This is a genomic window from Enterobacter sp. 186315 (assembly GCF_053290175.1).
Genome location: NZ_JBPTTK010000001.1, coordinates 321,646 through 339,386, shown reverse-complemented (window position 1 = coordinate 339,386; position 17,741 = coordinate 321,646). Strand labels below are relative to the sequence as shown.

The 17,741-nt window shown below is 59.5% G+C and carries 22 protein-coding genes; 9 read left to right on the top strand and 13 right to left on the bottom strand.

What is annotated here, in order from left to right; all coding sequences use genetic code 11:
• The first annotated feature begins 178 nt into the window (after positions 1-178).
• Together azoR and ACSVHP_RS01655 are read left to right on the top strand one after the other, a co-directional pair.
• Positions 179-784 carry an FMN-dependent NADH-azoreductase gene (gene azoR, locus ACSVHP_RS01660; RefSeq protein ID WP_447550755.1) on the top strand — a complete coding sequence of 202 codons (606 nt, stop codon included), beginning with the start codon at positions 179-181 and terminating at the stop codon, positions 782-784.
• Between the two features lie 89 nt (positions 785-873).
• A complete protein-coding gene (locus ACSVHP_RS01655) occupies positions 874-1,560 on the top strand; it encodes an RluA family pseudouridine synthase (protein ID WP_417315957.1) in 687 nt (228 codons plus the stop codon).
• 6 nt (positions 1,561-1,566) lie between these two features.
• On the opposite strand, the gene ACSVHP_RS01650 is transcribed toward ACSVHP_RS01655, so the two are convergent.
• Positions 1,567-2,106: a DUF2058 domain-containing protein gene (locus ACSVHP_RS01650; RefSeq protein WP_447550754.1), complete on the bottom strand. Its 540-nt coding sequence runs from the start codon at positions 2,104-2,106 to the stop codon at positions 1,567-1,569.
• Positions 2,107-2,277: 171 nt separating this feature from the next.
• Between ACSVHP_RS01650 and ACSVHP_RS01645 the strand changes: the two genes are divergently transcribed.
• Positions 2,278-3,252, top strand: coding sequence for a DUF1852 domain-containing protein (locus ACSVHP_RS01645; RefSeq protein ID WP_447550753.1), 975 nt, complete (start codon positions 2,278-2,280; stop codon positions 3,250-3,252).
• Positions 3,253-3,279: 27 nt separating this feature from the next.
• Positions 3,280-4,308, top strand: coding sequence for a methionine synthase (locus tag ACSVHP_RS01640; protein WP_447550752.1), 1,029 nt, complete (start codon positions 3,280-3,282; stop codon positions 4,306-4,308).
• Here the strand turns inward: ACSVHP_RS01640 and ACSVHP_RS01635 are convergent.
• Entirely contained in the window at positions 4,283-5,245 is a 963-nt protein-coding gene (locus tag ACSVHP_RS01635; RefSeq protein ID WP_417313365.1) for a LysR family transcriptional regulator, read from the bottom strand. The two genes, ACSVHP_RS01640 and ACSVHP_RS01635, sit on opposite strands and share 26 nt — an antisense overlap.
• 99 nt (positions 5,246-5,344) lie before the next feature.
• Here ACSVHP_RS01635 and ACSVHP_RS01630 point away from each other — a divergent pair, with 99 nt between their 5' ends.
• From ACSVHP_RS01630 to yajD, 5 genes are all read left to right on the top strand, one after another.
• Entirely contained in the window at positions 5,345-5,779 is a 435-nt protein-coding gene (locus tag ACSVHP_RS01630; protein WP_234672612.1) for a DMT family transporter, read from the top strand.
• Positions 5,780-5,783: 4 nt separating this feature from the next.
• Complete coding sequence (locus ACSVHP_RS01625) at positions 5,784-6,242, top strand: DMT family transporter (protein WP_447550751.1); 459 nt, start codon at positions 5,784-5,786, stop codon at positions 6,240-6,242.
• 94 nt (positions 6,243-6,336) lie between these two features.
• Entirely contained in the window at positions 6,337-6,534 is a 198-nt protein-coding gene (locus ACSVHP_RS01620; protein ID WP_234672644.1) for a hypothetical protein, read from the top strand.
• Position 6,535: 1 nt separating this feature from the next.
• Positions 6,536-7,303: a hypothetical protein gene (locus ACSVHP_RS01615; protein WP_417313362.1), complete on the top strand. Its 768-nt coding sequence runs from the start codon at positions 6,536-6,538 to the stop codon at positions 7,301-7,303.
• A gap of 66 nt (positions 7,304-7,369) precedes the next feature.
• Positions 7,370-7,717 (top strand): HNH nuclease YajD, encoded by a 348-nt coding sequence (yajD, locus tag ACSVHP_RS01610; RefSeq protein ID WP_447550750.1) that lies wholly within the window; start codon positions 7,370-7,372, stop codon positions 7,715-7,717.
• A gap of 41 nt (positions 7,718-7,758) precedes the next feature.
• Here yajD and paaY read toward each other — a convergent pair whose 3' ends face one another.
• The 11 genes from paaY to paaC form a co-directional block, all read right to left on the bottom strand.
• Positions 7,759-8,355 (bottom strand): phenylacetic acid degradation protein PaaY, encoded by a 597-nt coding sequence (paaY, locus tag ACSVHP_RS01605; protein ID WP_417313360.1) that lies wholly within the window; start codon positions 8,353-8,355, stop codon positions 7,759-7,761.
• Between the two features lie 9 nt (positions 8,356-8,364).
• Positions 8,365-9,300, bottom strand: coding sequence for a phenylacetic acid degradation operon negative regulatory protein PaaX (gene paaX / locus ACSVHP_RS01600; protein WP_417313358.1), 936 nt, complete (start codon positions 9,298-9,300; stop codon positions 8,365-8,367).
• A gap of 160 nt (positions 9,301-9,460) precedes the next feature.
• The gene (gene paaK, locus ACSVHP_RS01595; protein WP_447550749.1) at positions 9,461-10,783 is read right to left on the bottom strand and encodes a phenylacetate--CoA ligase PaaK; all 1,323 of its coding nucleotides are present in this window, start codon (positions 10,781-10,783) and stop codon (positions 9,461-9,463) included.
• Between the two features lie 27 nt (positions 10,784-10,810).
• Positions 10,811-12,016: a 3-oxoadipyl-CoA thiolase gene (gene pcaF / locus ACSVHP_RS01590; RefSeq protein ID WP_447550748.1), complete on the bottom strand. Its 1,206-nt coding sequence runs from the start codon at positions 12,014-12,016 to the stop codon at positions 10,811-10,813.
• Positions 12,016-12,438 carry a hydroxyphenylacetyl-CoA thioesterase PaaI gene (paaI, locus tag ACSVHP_RS01585; protein WP_234672663.1) on the bottom strand — a complete coding sequence of 141 codons (423 nt, stop codon included), beginning with the start codon at positions 12,436-12,438 and terminating at the stop codon, positions 12,016-12,018. Before paaI ends, pcaF begins: the two co-directional genes overlap by 1 nt.
• The gene (gene paaH, locus ACSVHP_RS01580) at positions 12,428-13,852 is read right to left on the bottom strand and encodes a 3-hydroxyacyl-CoA dehydrogenase PaaH (RefSeq protein ID WP_447550747.1); all 1,425 of its coding nucleotides are present in this window, start codon (positions 13,850-13,852) and stop codon (positions 12,428-12,430) included. Before paaH ends, paaI begins: the two co-directional genes overlap by 11 nt.
• 1 nt (position 13,853) lies before the next feature.
• Complete coding sequence (gene paaG / locus ACSVHP_RS01575; protein ID WP_447550746.1) at positions 13,854-14,639, bottom strand: 2-(1,2-epoxy-1,2-dihydrophenyl)acetyl-CoA isomerase PaaG; 786 nt, start codon at positions 14,637-14,639, stop codon at positions 13,854-13,856.
• Between the two features lie 2 nt (positions 14,640-14,641).
• Entirely contained in the window at positions 14,642-15,409 is a 768-nt protein-coding gene (paaF, locus tag ACSVHP_RS01570; protein ID WP_447550745.1) for a 2,3-dehydroadipyl-CoA hydratase PaaF, read from the bottom strand.
• Positions 15,406-16,476, bottom strand: a complete 1,071-nt coding sequence (gene paaE / locus ACSVHP_RS01565; protein WP_447550744.1) for a 1,2-phenylacetyl-CoA epoxidase subunit PaaE — start codon at positions 16,474-16,476, stop codon at positions 15,406-15,408. The genes paaF and paaE overlap by 4 nt, the downstream gene beginning before the upstream one ends.
• A gap of 7 nt (positions 16,477-16,483) precedes the next feature.
• Positions 16,484-16,978: a 1,2-phenylacetyl-CoA epoxidase subunit PaaD gene (gene paaD, locus ACSVHP_RS01560; RefSeq protein ID WP_447550743.1), complete on the bottom strand. Its 495-nt coding sequence runs from the start codon at positions 16,976-16,978 to the stop codon at positions 16,484-16,486.
• Between the two features lie 11 nt (positions 16,979-16,989).
• Positions 16,990-17,736 (bottom strand): 1,2-phenylacetyl-CoA epoxidase subunit PaaC, encoded by a 747-nt coding sequence (gene paaC / locus ACSVHP_RS01555; protein WP_447550742.1) that lies wholly within the window; start codon positions 17,734-17,736, stop codon positions 16,990-16,992.
• Positions 17,737-17,741 lie beyond the last annotated feature (5 nt).

Here is a 17,741-nt window from a genome sequence, read left to right as displayed (position 1 = left end):
ATAAAATCTCTTTTTAATGATTGATATAGAGTACCACATCGCGGCTTTCGCCGCCTTATTCAAAAATTTCGAACATAGACTTCGATATATTGCGCTTTCTCTGCGACAGGATTGTGAATAGAGTGTCAACAAGCAACGGGGCAACCCCCTTCAATCAAATACACAACAGGAATCACCCATGAGCAAAGTATTAGTTTTGAAATCCAGTATTCTGGCAGGGTACTCTCAGTCCGGTCAGCTGTCCGACTATTTCGTTGAACAATGGCGCGAACAGCACTCTGCTGACGAAATCACCGTACGCGACCTGGCAGCAAACCCGATTCCTGTGCTGGACGGTGAACTGGTTGGCGCGCTGCGTCCAAGCGACGCGCCACTGACCCCGCGTCAGCAGGAAGCGCTGGCGCTGTCCGACGAGCTGATCGCTGAGTTGCAGGCGCACGACGTTATCGTGATTAACGCCCCAATGTACAACTTCAACATCCCGACTCAGCTGAAAAACTACTTCGACCTGGTGGCACGTGCTGGCGTAACGTTCCGCTACACCGAAAACGGCCCGGAAGGTCTGGTTAAAGGTAAGCGTGCCGTTGTGCTGACCAGCCGCGGTGGCATCCATAAAGATACTCCAACCGACCTGGTTGCGCCGTACCTGAGCCTGTTCCTGGGCTTCATCGGCATCACCGACGTGAACTTCGTGTTCGCTGAAGGCATCGCTTACGGCCCTGAAGTGGCGACGAAAGCGCAGAACGACGCGAAAGCCGCAATCGACAGCCTGGTTGCAGCCTAAGATTTCCCCCTCTCACCGCCCGGTGGGAGGGTTTTTCTTTTCCCCGCATTTCGCTATCATCCGCTCCCACTCTCCAGCCGGGCAGCCTGATGTCTGTTATTGTCGATACCTTTATTGCCCCACCCTGTAGCGAACAGATCGAGATCCTTTATCAGGACGATCATCTGGTGCTGATCAACAAACCCTCCGGGCTGCTCAGCCTGTCGGGCAAAAATCCGCTAAACCTCGATTCGGTACATCATCGTCTGGTGAAGCTGTTTCCCGGCTGCACGCTGGTGCATCGGCTGGATTTCGGCACGTCCGGTTTAATGGTGGTGGCGCGCAACAAAGCGATTAACGCCGCCCTGTGCCAGCAGTTTAGCCAGCGCGCGGTGGAAAAGCGCTACAGCGCCCTGCTGTGCGGGCACGTTGAGCGTGACGAAGGGCTGATAGACGCGCCGATTGCCAGCGATCCGGCGCTGTTCCCGCTGATGTCAATTTGCGCAGAAACCGGAAAACCGGCCCGTTCACGTTATCGGGTCGTCGAGCGGTTTTATCAAGGGGCGACGCTGCCGTTAACGCGGGTCGAGCTGTTCCCGGAAACCGGGCGCACCCACCAGCTGCGCATTCACTGCCAGCACGCAGGGCACCCTATTTTGGGCTGTGATTTGTACGGCGGGCTGACGCTGCCCGGCACCGAACGGACGCCGCGGCTGATGCTGCACGCCAGCGGGCTGGATTTCAGGCATCCGGTGAGCGGAGAGGAGATAACGGCGCGCCACGACGCACCGTTCTGACACTGTTTACCACATTAAATCGTCAGGGATTTTGAAATCAGCGTACGGATCGTCTTCATCTTCCGCTTCCTGAGTTAACGCGCTGTTAAGCACGATGCTGTCGGCATCGCGCTGGGCGATTTTATCCGCCACCACCGCCGGAATAATGGCGTAATCGCAGTCGCCGTTGGCGTTAATCACCAGACGCGCGATAGCCAGACGTCCGTTGATCAGCTGGGCCTGGGTCTGCTTATCCACCTCAATCTTTTTGATAAGATTGCCGTCGGTGAAGTTAAAGGTGATGTTGCCACGGGACACGGTGATGCGGTTCATCTCGATAAGCTGCTTCACCTGCGCCTTAAACTCTTTTGCCAGCACCGCCTGCTTTTGCTGCTCGCTCAGCTGCTTGTCGCGCTCGATCTGGGCCTTTTTATTCTCTTCTACCGCCTCTCTCGCCTCGCGAGCCTGCACGCGTGATTTCTTCGCCGTTCGCTGGACCTTCGCCATCTTTTTGCTGGTCACTAAGCCCGCTTTCAGCATCTGCTCTTGTAAGGTGAGTTTTGTCATGTTCGTTTCTTAATCATCAGGAATTTTCAGGGATTATACCGGGAATCGAGAGCTTCATGAAGATCGCTCATGTTGCAGTGAAATTAAGTCACTTCCCCTTCCACGCTGGCTCAGTCATAAATGACGCATTGGTAACGTCTTAGCAACATGAACTTAGGATACATAACCACGATGAGCAAAGCTTTCACATTTACGCTTAAGCGCAGCTGCTTCGATGAGCATTATAACCCGTCCGAGAATACCCGGGCGACGACCAACTTCGCCAATCTGGCGCGCGGAGAGAAGCGTCAGGAAAATTTGCGCAATACGCTGGTGATGATCAACAACCGCTTTAACGCGCTGGCGCGTTGGGATAATCCCAAGGCCGATCGATATGCGGTCGAGCTTGAAATTATCTCCGTGGATATGAATATTGGCGACAATCATAGTTTCCCGGCAATTGAAATATTACAGACCACTATCGTTGATAAAAAAACCAACGAGCGTATCGAGGGTATTGTCGGCAATAACTTCTCGTCCTACGTGCGTGATTACGATTTCAGCGTGCTGCTGCCCGAGCATAATAAAGAACGCGAGCGCTTCAGCATTCCCGACGACTTCGGGGATTTGCACGGCAATATTTTCAAGAACTTTATCCATTCTGAAGAATATAAGGCCAACTTCAAAAAATCCCCGGTGATCTGCCTGAGCGTGTCCAGCAAAGACACCTACCACCGTACCGGCAATACCCATCCGGTACTGGGGATAGAGTATCAGCCGTCCAGCGCCTCGTTGACCGAGCAGTATTTCGCTAAGATGGGTCTGAAGGTGCGTTATTTCATGCCGGAAAACAGCGCGGCGCCGTTCGCCTTTTATTATTCCGGCGATCTGCTGGCGGATTACACCAATCTGGAGCTGATCGGCACTATCGCGACGATGGAAACCTTCCAGAAGATTTATCGCCCGGAAATCTACAACGCCAATTTTACCGCCGGGCAGTGCTATCAGCCGGATTTAAACCAGCAGGATCATTCGCTGACCAAAATTGTTTACGACCGTGAAGAGCGCAGCCGGCTGGCGATCCAGCAGGGCAAATTCACGCAGGAACAATTTATTACGCCGTACAAACATATTCTTGAGCAGTGGTCGCATAACTTCTCGCTTTAAACCATTTAAAAATACAGGTCTTAATTTATGAAAACATTGCTCCCGACATCGACCGCTGGCAGCCTGCCAAAACCGACCTGGCTCGCACAGCCGGAAACGCTGTGGTCCCCGTGGAAATTACAGGATCAGGAGCTGTTAGCCGGTAAGCAGGATGCGCTGCGCCTCTCTCTGGACGACCAGGATCGCGCGGGGATTGATATCGTCAGCGACGGCGAGCAGACGCGCCAGCACTTCGTGACCACCTTTATCGAACACCTGAGCGGCGTGGATTTCGAGAACCGCCAGACCGTGCGCATCCGTAACCGCTACGACGCGAGCGTCCCTACCGTGGTTGACGCCGTGGCGCGTCAAAAGCCGGTGTTCGTGGACGACGCGAAATACCTGCGCCAGCTGACGGAAAAGCCTATCAAATGGGCGCTGCCGGGGCCGATGACCATGATCGACACCCTCTATGATGCCCACTACAAAAGCCGCGAAAAGCTGGCGTGGGAGTTCGCCAAAATCCTCAACCAGGAGGCCAGAGAGCTGGAAGCAGCGGGCGTGGATATCATCCAGTTTGACGAGCCGGCGTTTAACGTCTTCTTTGATGAGGTCAACGACTGGGGGATCGCCGCGCTGGAGAGAGCCATCGAAGGGCTGAAGTGCGAAACCGCGGTGCATATCTGCTACGGCTACGGGATTAAGGCCAACACCGACTGGAAAAAAACGCTCGGCTCCGAGTGGCGTCAGTACGAAGAGGCGTTTCCGAAGCTGCAAACCTCAAACATCGACATTATTTCGCTGGAGTGCCACAACTCGCACGTGCCAATGGATCTGCTGGAGCTGATCCGTGGCAAAAAGGTGATGGTGGGCGCCATTGATGTGGCAAACCACGCGATTGAAACCCCGGAAGAGGTCGCCGCCACGCTGCGTAAAGCGTTGCAGTTCGTGGATGCCGATAAGCTTTATCCGTCCACCAACTGCGGCATGGCCCCGCTCCCGCGCCACGTCGCCACCGGCAAGCTGAACGCGTTAAGTGCGGGTGCGGAAATCATCCGCCGCGAACTGAGCCGTTAATCACATCTGCCTGCCAGTACAGCGGCGTTCCGAACCGTTCTACGTAATGATCGATCACCGCCCTGACGTTAAGGGGCGGATGTCGGGTGTTCGGATAGATCGCCGCGATGCTCTGCGGCTCGGTATGAATCGAGCATTCATAGCCGGGCAGCAGCGCAACCAGCTCCCCGCTCTGCAAGCGTTCGCTCACCATCCAGTCAGGGAAAAGCACAATCCCCATTCCCCCCAGCGCGGCAATCAGTAAGGTTTCGGCATTATTCGACGTCATTAGCGGCGCGATCGGGTAATGCACCCAGGCATTTCCCGGCTCTCTGACCAGCCAGCGGTTCGGGCCAAAGGATCCCCGATAGACCAGACATTTATGGTGGCTGAAATCCTCCGGGCTCTGCGGCGCGCCGAATTTGCGCAGATACTCGGGCGATGCGGCCAGATGATAATACTGCTCGCCGAAAATGCGGGCGTGAAAAGCCGAGTCCGTCAGGGTGCCGATACGAAAAATCAGATCGGCGGCGTCCCGGTGCGGATCGATAAAATCATCGGTCAGCGCCAGCTCAATGTTGAGCCGGGGATAGCGCGCGGAGAGCCCGGCAAGCCCCGGCGCGATGTGCCGCTGGCCAAAAAAAACCGGGCCGTTGATGCGGATAGTGCCCGACGGCTCGCTCGCCCGTTCATCCAGCTCGCGCCGCGCCTCCTCAAGGCTCCCGGTCATCGCCCGGGCGTAACGCACAAAAAGGTGCCCGCTTTCCGTGGGAATAATCGCTCGGGTGTTGCGGTAAAACAGCTGCTGGCCGAGGGCATCTTCCAGCTGGTGGATCACGCGCGATACCTGCGAGGCGGAGATCCCCTCCCGTCTGGCGACCACGGAGAAATTCTGCGTGTCATAGACCGCGATAAAAATCGCCAGCGTGCGAAGGCTGATGTTTCCGACGTCCTGCATTAATGCATTTCCTGCAAAGGTGTTTCCTGCATTATGGCATTTTTCTCATTGCTGTTCAGGCGTAGTCTTCGCCTCCTCAATAATAAAAGAGTGAGTGCTATGCAACTGATATTGATTTTACTGGTAATTGCGGGCGGCATGGGGCTGTCCGTCGAAGCCGGATTACTCGGGCCGCTGGGCCAGCAGGTGGGCGATCTGTGGGCGACGTTCAGCATCTTCGGCGTAGGTGCCGCCCTGACCTTTTTGCTGATGCTGTTTTTCAGCCCGCGCAACAGCCCGAGCTTTTTTGCCCAGCCCGGCTGGCAGCTGCTCGGCGGCGTATTAGGCCCGGTGTACGTGGTGATCCTGACCATCGCCACGCCCGCCATCGGCATCGCCATGACCATGATCGGCATTCTGGCGGGTCAGGTGTTTAAAAGCCTGATCATTGACCACTACGGGCTGCTGGGCGCGCCGCACCGTCGCATCGACGCGAAACGTATTATTGCGCTGGTCTTTATCATTGCCGCGCTGATTCTGGTTGCACAGGGGTAACAACATGACCGTATTAATGATTATTTTAGCCCTGGTGGGCGGCGCGACGCTGAGCGTTCAGGCGGCGATAAACGGCCAGCTCGGCAGTAAAGTCGGCGTATTTAAAAGCGCGTTTCTGACCTTTTCGGTCGGCGCCGTAGTGACCGCCCTGCTGATCTTCTTCTTCGAGCCAAAACAGGCCGTCACGCTGATGGACGTGCCGAAGTGGCAGCTTCTGGGGGCGCTGTGCGGCGTACCTTACATTGTCATTATGGTGCTCGCGGTGCAGCGTATCGGTACGGCGGTGGCTACGGTGGCGGTTATTCTGGGCCAGCTGGCAATGAGCATGTTGATTGATAACTTCGGCTGGCTCGGCAACGCGGCGATCCCGTTTTCAACCAGCCGTTTAGCGGCCGTCATCTGCCTGAGTATTGCGCTCTTTTTCATCTATTCCAGCAGTAAACCGCCGCGCAGCAAGGCATAAACGCAATCTGCCATCATTTTTAGGGTTAACCTTAAGGCAAACAGGCGCTTCATCGTCCAGGCTACTTCTTTTGCAATCAAAAGGAGGTTGTACGATGAGGCGTTTTTTTATGTCGCTTTTCTCAAGCCCTGAGTCCCTGCTCCAGGTCATGAGCCACCAGGAAATTATTGAAGCCGTCGAGGATGGCGATCGGATTATCATCGATCAGGACGGTAGCGCCTCGGTGAACTACAAAAGCCACGACGTGCGGCAGGACTTTCTGCGCCATGTTAACGCGCTGAAGAGGGCGTGATATGGGAACCGCGATATTTATGGTGCTAATGGTGTGCGGCTACTGGTACACCAGCCGCGACCTGTCCACCCGTTTTAAAATCAAACGCTCTTTTGGCTGGGACGTCTATTTTCTCGTCGCCCTGTACGGCTGTATTTTCGTTCTCCAGGGGGTGATCGCCACCGGCCTGCTCTGGCTGCTACTCTTTACCCTTTCCGCCGCCGACAACACCTTCCACTTCACCTCGCAAAAATACGCCGACTGGCAGATGGACTTTATGAACTGGAGCTTTTTAGGCATCCAGGCGCCGGTGGTGGTGATGCTGGCGTTCGCCATTCTGTTTTGCCTGTACCGCTCTAACTGGGCGGGCAGCGCGCGTCTGGACGGTGACGGTCGTAAAAAGCTCTATAAACGCCTCGCACAGTCGAGCGGGATAGAGCAGCTGCTCTATCAGTGCATGGAGCAAGGCGAGCTGGCGCTGGTGACGCTGCAATCGCGACGCGTTTATGTAGGCATGATCCACACCGCCACCCTTGAGTATGAGAAGACCGCCAACATCGTGCTGATTCCCATGCTCAGCGGCTACCGCGATGAGAGGACGATGAACCTGTGCATCGAAAATAACTACAGCAAATGGTATGACGAGCACGACATCACGCTCGATTCCGAGCCGCGAAGCGCAATGGATTTCCGGCGGGTGATTTTGCTAAGCCATATAGAAAGCCTGTCGCTGTTCGACCCGGCAAGCGCCAGCGCGCTGGCAATGGCGCAGGAAGAGGATGGCCTTTAGTGATTTTCCTCCCTGTCGCAATGGGATATATTTACGGCCTCTCTTTATTAGCAGGTAACATCAGCAATGGCTCTGATCCCTAAAAACTACGCGCGGCTGGAAAGCGGCTACCGTGATAAAGCTCTGAAAATCTATCCGTGGGTATGCGGGCGCTGCTCGCGCGAGTTTGTCTATTCGAACCTGCGTGAACTGACGGTTCACCATATCGATCACGACCATACCAATAACCCGGAAGACGGCAGCAACTGGGAGCTGTTGTGCCTGTTCTGTCACGACCACGAGCACTCGAAGTACACCGAAGCCGACCAGTACGGCACCACGGTTGTGGCGGGCGAAGACGCGCAGAAAGACGTTGGCGAAGCAACCTATAACCCGTTCGCCGATCTGAAAGCGATGCTGAATAAGAAGAAGTAAGCGTTGTGACTGCCCGGCGACCGTTCGGGCAGTCTATGCCATCATCCCGCCGACTTCGGCCGTAAATTCTCGTCAAACACCAGCCGCTTTCTGCCCGGCTCTTCTTCGCGCAGCGGCTCGACCTGATGCAGCGTCTGCTTACAGCGCTCAACCAGCACCTGATACTCTTTTGTCCCCTGCTTTTTCCATTCGATCTCCTGAGCGCTCAGCTCGCGGATGGCTTTTGCCGGGCTGCCGATAATCAGGTGGTTGGCGGGCATCTCCGCTTTGGCTTTGACAAACGCCGCCGCGCCGACGATGCTATTTTCGCCGATCGTCGCGCCGTCCATGACGACCGCGTTCATGCCCACCAGCGCGTTACGGCGGATGATACAGCCGTGCAGGATGGCGCTGTGGCCGATATGCCCGTCCTCTTCAACGACGGTGTCCTGTTCCGGAAAACCGTGCATCACGCAGTTATCCTGAATGTTCGCGCCATCTTTGACGACGATACGACCAAAATCACCGCGCAGGCTGGCGTTCGGGCCCACGTACACCCCTTTGCCGAGGATCACATCGCCAATCAGCACCGCAGTCGGGTGAACGTAACTCTCTTCCGGCACGACCGGGGTCAGGCCGTCAATTTGATAAACAGGCATACCTGCTCCTTATGTGATATTCAGACCACCAAAGCGCTGGGAGTAGAGCGTACCGGGTACGGGCAGTTCGCCTACGGAGGTTTCCCCCTTCTCGCTGACAAACGCCAGCGCCCCCGGCGCCACGCGCTGGTAGATGTTAATACACAGCTGTCTTGCGCTCTGTCCCGCCCAGTGCGCGGGGAGGAGTTCCTCCGGCAGCAGCGGATCTTTAAGCACAACACGGCGATAAAAATGAATCAGCAGCAGCTGAATATGGAAGCAGCGTTCCGGCGTAAGATCGCCCGGTTCGGCCTCTTTCAGCAGCGGCAGCAGCGGACGGAACGAGTCGATAAAGGTTTCGTACATGGCGTTTTGCTCGGTGAGCTGCCAGCACTCCTCCACCCGAGATCGCAGCGCGGCGCGGGAAAGCGCCAGCGGGGAATGGGCCTCAAAGAAAATGACGTTTTCAGCCACGCCCGCGTCGTGTAACAGCGACTGCACGTCTGCGAGATTCTGGGACGGCGAGGCCATCAGGCTCGGCGCCAGCGTGCCGAATCCTTGCCAGATCAGCTGCTTTTTCACATCCGCGAGGGTGGTTTTGTCCAGCCCTTCCGACAGCAGCAGCAGCCATTTACCGTCCCATGCGGGCAGCTCCGCGCGATAGATTTTGCTCTCCGCCCGTCGGGTCAGGCGCAGGCCTTTGTCGCTCAGTCGATAAAAACTGCGGCGGCCAATACGGGAGACGTCCAGCCAGCCCTCTTTGTTGAGGCGAAACAGCGCGGTGCGGACAAAGCGTTCGCCAAAGCCCATCCCTTCCAGCAGCGCAGCCAGGCTGCCGAGCCAGATTTCGCCCCCGCGGTGGGAAAGCGCGTCGCCATAAAGGGAGGAGATGAGCGAGGTTCCGCTCACGGGAACGGAGCTGACGGCGTGCTGGATAAAGGCATCAAGTTTGTTCATGTGATTCATTCTGTTGTCATTTTTTTCCTGGATGAATCATAGCATACGAAACTGAGATGTACCCTCACCCCTCACCCTGACCCTCTCCCCAGAGGGGAGAGGGGAAAAGACCGCACCGTACAGTCCCTTCTCCCCTCCGGGGAGAAGGTTAGGATGAGGGGAGCAGACATCACCCGTTTGCCGCAACCTTCCTCAAATCAAACACCCTACACGCCTTCCCTTCCGAACGCGGAATACTCCCACAGTTCACGATGGTCACGTCGGTTGAAATCCCCACCATCGATTTAATCCGATGGCGCAGCTGATGACATACCTGACAGCGCTGCTCGTGCGTCAGCGTTAAGCTGCTCTCTTTTAGCTCCACGCGCACCGAAAGTGAATCAAGATGCCCACGGCGGTTCACCTCCAGCTGGTAGTGCGGCGAAAGGTGCTCAAACTTCACGATCTCTTCTTCAAGCTGCGACGGGAAGACGTTCACGCCACGGATGATCAGCATATCGTCGCTGCGACCGCTGATGCGGTCCATGCGGCGCATGGTGCGCGCGGTGCCCGGCAGCAGGCGCGTCAGGTCGCGGGTGCGGTAGCGGATCACCGGCAGCGCCTCTTTGGTCAGGGTGGTGAACAGCAGTTCGCCCTGCTCGCCGTCGGCCAGCGGCGTGCCGTCGTTCGGGTTGACGATTTCAGGATAGAAATGATCTTCCCAGATAGTCGGGCCGTCGGTGGTTTCAAGACACTCCATCGCCACGCCAGGGCCCATGACTTCCGACAGGCCGTAGATATCCAGCGCCGTAATGCCCAGGCGTTTTTCGATTTCCCGGCGCATCGCCTGCGTCCACGGCTCGGCACCAAACACGCCCACGCGCAGGGAGCACCGGCTGGCATCGCCGCCCATCTGGCGCTCAAGCTCTTCAATCAGGTTCAGGCAATACGACGGCGTCACCATGATCATGTCCGGCTGGAAATCGCGGATCAGCTGCGCCTGCCTCTCGGTCTGGCCGCCGGACATCGGGATCACCGTCGCCCCTAAACGCTCGGCACCGTAGTGCGCGCCCAGCCCGCCGGTGAACAGCCCGTAGCCGTAGGCCACGTGGATTTTGTCCTTCGCGCTGCCGCCTGCCGCGCGCAGGGAGCGGGCAACAATGTTGGCCCAGTTGTCGATGTCGTTTTGGGTATAGCCCACCACGGTCGGTTTCCCGGTGGTGCCGGAAGAGGCGTGGATACGCACCACCTGCTCCATCGGCACGGCGAAGGTGTCGAACGGATAGTTATCGCGCAGATCCTGCTTGGTGGTGCAGGGGAACTTCTGAATGTCGGCCAGCTCGTTAAAATCGTCAGGATGAACGCCCGCCGCGTCAAACTTGCGTTTGTACATCGGGACGTTGTTATAGGCGTGATGAAGCGTCCATTTCAGGCGCTCGGTCTGCAACGCCTGGAGTTCGTCAATGGATGCGGTCTCGATTGGATCAAGTTGTGTTGTATTTGTCGTTGTCATTGTAGGGTGCTCACGTTGTCGTTCTAATCAAACACGCTCAAGGATCATGGCGATGCCCTGACCCACGCCGATGCACATCGTACACAGCGCGTAACGCCCGTTGCGTCGGTGCAGTTCGTTACTCGCGGCGAGTGCCAGCCGCGCGCCGCTCATCCCCAGCGGGTGGCCTAGCGCGATGGCTCCCCCGTTTGGGTTGACGTGGGCGGCGTCGTCCGGCAGCCCCAGCTGGCGCAACACGCCCAGCGCCTGTGACGCGAAGGCTTCGTTCAGCTCAATGACGTCCATATCGTTAATGCTCAGCCCGGCGCGCTCCAGCACTTTTCGGGTAGCGGGCACCGGGCCTAGCCCCATCAGGCGCGGCTCTACCCCTGCCGTTGCCATCGCCACGATGCGCGTGCGCGGCACCAGATCCTGCCCCAGCGCCATCTTCTCGCTGGCGATAATCAGCGCGGCGGCCCCGTCGTTCACGCCGGAGGCGTTACCCGCGGTCACCACGCCGTTTTGACGAAACGGGGTTTTCAGTGCTGCCAGCTGTTCTAAAGTGGTCTCGGCGCGGGGATGCTCGTCCACGCTCACTTCGGTTACCGCCCCTCTTTTCCCCGGCACCCGTACCGGCACGATCTCCTGCGCCAGAATGCCGTTCTGCTGCGCCAGAGCGGTACGCTGCTGGCTGCGCAGGGCGAAGGCATCCTGATCCGCTCGGCTGATATTTAACAATTCAGCTACATTCTCTGCCGTTTCCGGCATACTGTCAGTACCAAATTGCTGATGCATGAGCGGATTCACAAAACGCCAGCCGATGGTGGTATCAAACATCTCGGCCTGACGCTGGAAGGCAGAGGTCGCTTTGCCCATCACGAACGGCGCGCGGGACATGGACTCAACGCCGCCCGCAATCAGCAGATCGCCGTCGCCCGCCTTAATGGTGCGCGCCGCAAAGCCAATCGCATCCAGCCCCGAGCCGCACAGGCGGTTGATGGTGGTGCCGGACACCGTCTGCGGCAGACCCGCCAGCAGCGCCGACATGCGCGCCACGTTGCGGTTATCTTCCCCCGCCTGGTTCGCGCAGCCAAAAATCACGTCGTCAATCCGCTCGACGTCCAGCTGCGGGTAACGCGCCAGCAGCGCACGCAGCGGAACCGCGCCCAGGTCATCGGCACGTACGGCGGATAACGCGCCGCCGTAGCGCCCCACCGGGGTACGCACGCCATCACAAATAAATGCATCACGCATCAGGCTTCTCCTGTCACACTGCCGCCAGTGCGGTGGGATTTACCGCGAAAGAGAGCGACCGTTTTTTGTTGTTGGTTTTGGATTTCAATGTCGTACACGCCGGTCAGCTTGCCCTGATGCTTAACCCGCGCGGTGGCGGTCAGCCTGTCCCCGGCAAACCCCGGACGCAGAAAATCAATCGAGCAGGCAGAGGCCACCGCCGCCAGCCCCTGGCTGTTGCAGGCGTAGGCGAAGGCGGTATCGGCCAGCGAGAACAGCTGCCCGCCGTGGCAGGTTTTGTGGCCGTTGAGCATCTGCGGGGTGATGGTCATCGTCACCCTCGCGTAGCCGTCGTCCATTTCCACAATATCGATGCCGAGCGCCTGCGCGCAGGCGTCGTTCTCATACATGGCGCGGGCGTTGTGCCAGGCGTTATGACTCATAGCTACTCTCCAGAAGCGCGCGCTGGCGCAGCAGTGAACAGGGGCGATAACGTTCTTCGCCGTAATGACGTTGCAGATTTTCCAGCAGCGCCAGCAGACGCTGCCAGCCAAGACGCTCGCCCCACGCAATTGGCCCGCTCGGGTAGTTCACCCCCAGGCGCATGGCGGTATCGATATCTTTTTCGCTGGCGACCCCTTTTTGCAGGGCGTCCAGCGCTTCGTTGGCAATCATCGCCACGGTGCGCCAGATCAGCAGCCCCGGATAGTCGGCAATCTGGATCACCCGTTTACCCTGCTGCTGAAGCCAGAAAATTGCCTTTTGCGTGGCGGAGTGCGGATTGCTGGCGGCCACCGCGATCACCGCCACGTCGGCCTCCATGCGGTCAACCACCACCACCGGGCTGTTAAAACGCAGCGCCAGGGCCTGGGCGGTTTCGCCCTGGGTTTCAATCACCAGCACGTCGTCAATCTCGGTGACACCGTCACTTCTTCGCTGTGCGCGCATTGGGCTAAAGCTTTCGCTGACCGGGGCAAGCCACGTCACATCTGGCCTGTCGTTCTGCCAGTCATACACGCCCTTTCCGCTTTTTTTGCCCAGCCGCCCGGCAAGAACCAGCTCCTGCTGCACCAGCGACGGCAGGAAACGGCGCTCCTGCCAGAAGGCGTTAAAGACGGAGCAGGTCACGGCAAAGTTAACGTCCTGGCCGATCATGTCGGTCAGCTCCAGCGGCCCCATCGGGAAGCCGCCGCCGTCGCGCAGGGCGGCGTCAATCACTTCAGGCGCCGCCACCTGCTCTTCCAGCGCGCGCCAGGCTTCGGAGTAGAACGGACGCGCCACGCGGTTGACGATAAAGCCCGGCGTGGACTGACAGCGCACCGGCTGTTTACCCCAGTTCAGCGCCAGCTCGCACAGCACGTCAGCCACCTCCGGTGAGGTCGCCAGCCCGCTCACCACTTCCACCAGCTTCATCACCGGAGCCGGGTTAAAAAAGTGCAGCCCGGCCACGCGCTCCGGGTGGCGCACGTCGGCGGCAATCGCCGTGACCGAGATGGACGAGGTATTGCTGGTCAACAGCGTCTGCGGCGGGCACATCTCCGCCAGCTGTGCGAACAGCGCTTTTTTGACCTCTAAACGCTCCGAGGCGGCTTCAATCACCAGATCGGCGGCAGACAGCGCCGCCAGATCGGTCACCGGGATCAGCCGCTCGCTAATCTGGCTTTCGGCCTCCGCCGAGAGTTTGCCGCGCGCCACGCGGGAGGCCAGGCGCTGGCGAATACCGTCGATGGCGCGGGAGATGGCGTCGGCGGCGATGTCATACACCAGAACCTGATGCCCGTGGCTGGCCGCCACTTCGGCGATCCCCGCCCCCATCGTGCCGCTGCCAATCACGGCAACCGTGCGAATGTTCAGCATGTTATTTCCCCGTAAACTGCGGCGTGCGTTTTGCCAGGAACGCGCTGACCCCTTCGCGGTAGTCGTCGCTGCGCCCGGCAAGACGCTGATAGTCGCGCTCCAGATCCAGCTGCGCGTCCAGGGTGTTGGTTTCGGCGGCGTTGATCGCCTGCTTGATCAGCCCCAGGCCAAAGGTCGGCTGGGCGGCAAAGTGCAGCGCCATCTGCTGCGCGGTGGCGGAGAGCTGTTCGTCATCCACCACCTGCCAGATCATGCCCCACGCCTGCGCCTGCTCGGCGCTCAGTTTGTCCCCGAGCAGCGCCAGCCCCATCGCGCGGGCGCGTCCGGCCACGCGCGGCAGCAGCCAGGTGCCGCCGCAGTCCGGCACCAGTCCGAGTTTGCTAAAGGCCATGACGAAGTTCGCGGAGCGGGCGGCGATCACCATGTCGCAGCCCAGCGCCAGCGTCGCACCCGCGCCGGCGGCCACGCCGTTCACCGCGCAAATCACCGGCTTCGGCAGCTTCGCCAGGCGGCGCACCAGCGGGTTGTAGAAGGTTTCAACGGACATTCCCAGATCCGGAGCCGGGCCGTTCGGTTCAACGTTACGGTCGTTCAGATCTTGCCCCGCGCAGAACCCGCGCCCTGCGCCGGTGATCAGCAGGCAGCGGATGGTATCGTCGCGCTCGGCCTGTTTCAGGCAGTCGGCAAGCTGCTGATGCATCACGTCGTTAAAGCTGTTCAAACGCTCCGGGCGGTTCAGCGTAATGGTCATCACGCCCTGCTCTACATGACTCAGAATAAATTCCACGGTTAGCGTCCTTTGAAGTCGGGGGTGCGTTTTTGTAAGAAAGCCTCGATGCCTTCGCGGCGATCGTCGGTGGCGGAAAGCAGCGTAAACAGCTGGCGCTCCTGGGCCAGACCGGCCTGTAGGGGCACTTCCTGCGACTGGCGCAGCGCCTGTTTCGCCGCCTGAAGCGCCAGCGGGGAGTGGCGCGCCATCAGGCTGGCCTGCTTCAGGGCATATTCCAGGGTCAGCGCCGCAGGAAAGACGTCGCTCACCAGCCCGGCGCGCTGGGCCTGCTGCGCGGTGATGCTCTCCCCGGTCAGCACCATTTTGCTGGCAAGGGATTTCCCGACGCAGCGGATCAGCCGCTGGGTGCCGCCCGCGCCCGGCATGATGCCGAGCGTGATTTCCGGCAGGCCGAAGCGGGCGTTATCCCCGGCAATCACCACGTCGCACAGCAGGGCCAGCTCGCAGCCCGCCCCGAGGGCGAAGCCGTTGACGGCGGCGATCAGCGGTTTATTGAAGGCGTTGATACGCGCCCACAGCTGCGGGCGACTGTCGTTCAGGGTGGCGGGAAGATCTTTCTCCGCCATTTCGTTCAGATCCGCGCCCGCCGCGAAACAGCGTTCGCTGCCGTAAATCACCACGGCGGAGATGTCGCGGTTTACCGCCGCCTCTTCCAGCGCGGCGGCAAGCTGCTCCAGCAGCGCGTTGTTCAGCGCGTTACGCGCCGCCGGACGGTTAAGAGTCAGCAGCAGCACGCGGTCATGACGGGTGATAATCAGTTCGCTCATGCCATCCCCTTCGCGTCAAAATCCACCACCACGTCGGCGGTGAGGGGCAGCGCCTGGCAGCTCAGCACGTACCCGGCGGCCAGCTCGTCCGGCTCCAGGCTGTAGTTGGTGGCCATGTCCACCTTGCCGCGCAGCACTTTGCATTTACATGTTGCACAGACGCCGCCCTTGCAGGCGTAGGGCAGATCCGCGCCCTGACGCAGGGCCGCATCCAGAATGCTTTCGTCGTCGGCGGTCAGGGTAATCTCCCGGTCGCGCCCGTCCTGACGCACGGTGACCTTTTGCCCCTGCGCCTGCACGCTCGCCGCGCGTTTCACCGCCGAGCCCGGCGTGTTGAAGCGCTCAAGGTGAATGGATTTTTCCGGCATCCCCAGCGCTTTCAGCGTCGCTTCGGCCTCGTCCATCATCGCCGACGGGCCGCAGATAAAGGCTTCGTCATACTGGCGGAAGTTGATCAGGCTCTTTGCCAGCGCCTGAAGCTTTTCGCCGTCGATGCGCCCGTGCAGCAGATCGCTGTCCAGGGTTTCCTGGCTGAAAATAGAGACCAGTTGCAGGCGCTGCGGGTATTTGTCTTTTAGATCGGCCAGCGCCTGGCGGAACATCATGCTCTGGCTGCTGCGGTTGCCGTAAATCAGGGTGAAATGGCTGTTCGGCTCGGTGGCAAGGGTGGCGGCGAGGATCGCCAGCATCGGGGTGATGCCCGATCCGGCGGCAATCGCCAGATAGTGACCCGCGCGCCCGGCCTGCGGCTGGTAGCCAAAATGGCCCTGCGGCACCATCACCTCCATCGCCATGCCCTGCGCGATGGTGTCCCGGGCGTAGCGCGAGAAGCGCCCGCCTTCGATGGCCTTAACCGCCACGCTGATTTCCCCCGGCGCGGCGCTGCGGCAGATGGAGTAGCAGCGGCGCAGCTCGTCGCCATCAAGCTTCGCTTTCAGGGTTAAGTGTTGCCCCGGACGGAAGCGGTAGGCCTCCTGTAAATCCTCCGGCACCGCGAAGGTGATGGTCACCGCGTCGCGGGTTTCGGGCTCTACTCTTGCCACTGTTAAGGAGTGAAACGTTGTCATGGCAGCCTCAAATACATTTGAAATAGTCGAAAGGCTCACGGCAGGTGTTGCAGCGATAAAGCGCTTTGCAGGCCGTCGAACCAAATTCACTGATAAGCGAAGTGTTGATGCTGGCGCAGCGCGGGCAGCTCACCTCGGCGGGCGCGTGGGCGTGGCAGCTGTGGCCGACCGGCGGGCTGATGCCGTATTCACGCAGACGCTCGCGGGCGTCCGGAGTCATCCAGTCGGTGGTCCATGCGGGTTCCAGCTGCAACACGATATGCACCGGGGTAAAGCCGTGCGCGGTCAGGGTGTCGCGGATCGCCCCCAGCAGGTGTTCCGTCGCCGGGCAGCCTGAATAGGTCGGCGTGAAGCCAATCACCCAGCCCTCGCCCTGCGCGGTGACGCTGCGCACCATGCCTAAGTCGGTGATGGTGAGCACCGGGACTTCCGGATCCGGGATGTCGCTTAACAGCGACCAGATTTGCGGGATTTCCGCAGGCGCCATCTCCACACGTTGCATAACCGCTCCTCTTACCACTGCTGACCGGGGTAGACGCGCTGGAGATACTGCATCTCCGCCAGCATCGGCCCCAGATGTTCGGTGTGCAGCCCTTTTTTGCCGCCGGTGCGGTAGGCCACTTCTTCAGGCACGCTCAGCCCGGCCTGCTGCAATCCGCTTAATACTTCGGCTTCCCACGCCGGGCGCAGTTCGCGCGGGTCAACGGCGATGCCCTCGTCAATCAGGGCCAGCTCAACCTCGTCGGCTTCGAACAGCTCTGCCGTAAAGCGCCACAGGTCGTTCACCGCCTGCTGCATTTTCTGCGCAGACAGCTCGGTGCCGTTGCCCAGACGCTCCAGCCAGCCGCGGCTAAAACGCAGGTGATAGCGGGCTTCTTTAATCGCTTTCGCGGCGATGGCGGCGAGCTGGCGATCGCGGCTCTGGGTCAGGCCGCTGTACAGCTCTACGTGCCAGGCGTCCATAAAATACTGACGCGCGATCGTGTCGGCGAAGCTGCCGTTAGGCTGCTCCACCAGCAGCAGGTTGCGGAACTGGCGTTCGTCGCGACCAAAGGCCAGCGTGTCTTCATCGCCCTCGCCTTCACGCTCGGCGGCGTAGGTGAGGAAGTTGCGCGCCTGCCCGAGCAGGTCGAGGCCGATATTGGCCAGCGCCAGGTCAATTTCCAGCTCCGGCGCGTGGCCGCACCAGGCGCCCAGGCGCTGGGAGAGCACCAGGCCGTTATCGCCCAGACGCAGGGCATATGCAGTTGTTGTATTCATCCCCG